1 protein-coding gene is annotated in these 1,227 nt (G+C 75.1%); it reads left to right on the top strand.

The window, feature by feature from the left end; genetic code table 11:
* Positions 1-32: 32 nt before the first annotated feature.
* The coding region (locus tag K7854_RS37185; RefSeq protein ID WP_226030974.1) for a polyketide synthase dehydratase domain-containing protein at positions 33-1,227 on the top strand (1,195 nt) is incomplete at its 3' end.

The raw sequence follows: 1,227 nt of genomic DNA, 5'->3' as shown, positions 1-1,227 counted from the left end.
GTCGGTTGCTGGCGTCGTTGGGTGAGGCGTGGGTGGCTGGTGTCGCGGTGGACTGGTCCCGGTTGGTGCCGGCCGGGCGGGTGGTGGACTTGCCGACCTACGCGTTCCAGCACCAGCGCTACTGGCTCGACGCGACCACCGGAAGCGGTGCCGACGTCACGGCGGCCGGGCTCGGCGCGGCCGGACACGGACTGCTCGGTGCGTCCGTCGCCCTCGCCGGCAGCGGCGGCACCGTCCTCACCGGCAGGCTCTCCCTGACCACGCACCCCTGGCTCGCCGACCACGCCGTGCGCGGTGTCGTCCTGGTGCCGGGCACCGGCCTGGTCGAGCTCGCCGTCCGCGCAGGCGACGAGGTCGGCTGCGGACGCGTCGAGGAACTCACCCTTCAGGCGCCGCTCGTACTGCCGCCCGAGGGCGCGGTACAGGTGCAGGTCGTCGTCGGTGCCGCCGACGAAGCCGGGACCCGCGGCGTCGACATCTACTCGCGGACCGAGGAACCGGGCGCCGACGGGCCGTGGACGCTGCACGGAACCGGCACGGTGGCGCCCGGCGCGGGCGAACCGGCCGACGGCCGTGGCGACCTCACCCTGTGGCCGCCACGGGACGCCGAGGCCCTCGACACCGACGGCTTCTACGAGACCATGGCTAGCCGCGGCTACGAGTACGGTCCCGCCTTCCAGGGCCTGCGCCGTGTCTGGCGCCGTGGTGACGAGGTGTTCGCCGAGGTCGTCCTCCCCGAGGAAGCCGCAGGTGCCGCCGGGGAGTTCGGCCTGCACCCCGCCCTGCTCGACGCGGGCCTCCAGTCCGGTCTGCTCACGCACTTCGCCCCCGCAGGTGACGGCGACCGCGGGAACCGGCTGCCGTTCTCGTGGCGCGGGGTCACCCTGCACGCCGTCGGCGCGACCACCCTGCGGGTCCGCATGGCCCCGGTGGCCGGCGACCCGACGACGGTGACGCTCGACGTGGCGGACGCCACCGGTGCGCCGGTGGCCACCGTGGACGTCCTCGCGACGCGCGAGGTGTCCGAGGAGCAGTTGGCGGCCGCGGCTCCGGGAGGCGACGACTCGCTGTTCCGGGTGGAGTGGGTTGCCGCGCCCGATGGTGGCCCGGCCGAGGCGGCGTCCTGGGCGGTACTGGGCAACTCGCCCCTGGGTGACGGCGGTCCCGCGTTCGCGGACGTGGACGCGCTGATCGCGTCGACGGAGCACGTTCCCGGCACCGTGGTCC

The sequence above is a fragment of the Streptomyces hyderabadensis genome, assembly GCF_020404845.1.
Classification (GTDB): Bacteria; Actinomycetota; Actinomycetes; order Streptomycetales; family Streptomycetaceae; genus Streptomyces; species Streptomyces hyderabadensis.
Note: the sequence above shows the minus strand (reverse complement) of the source record. Positions and strands in the feature narration are given on the sequence as shown.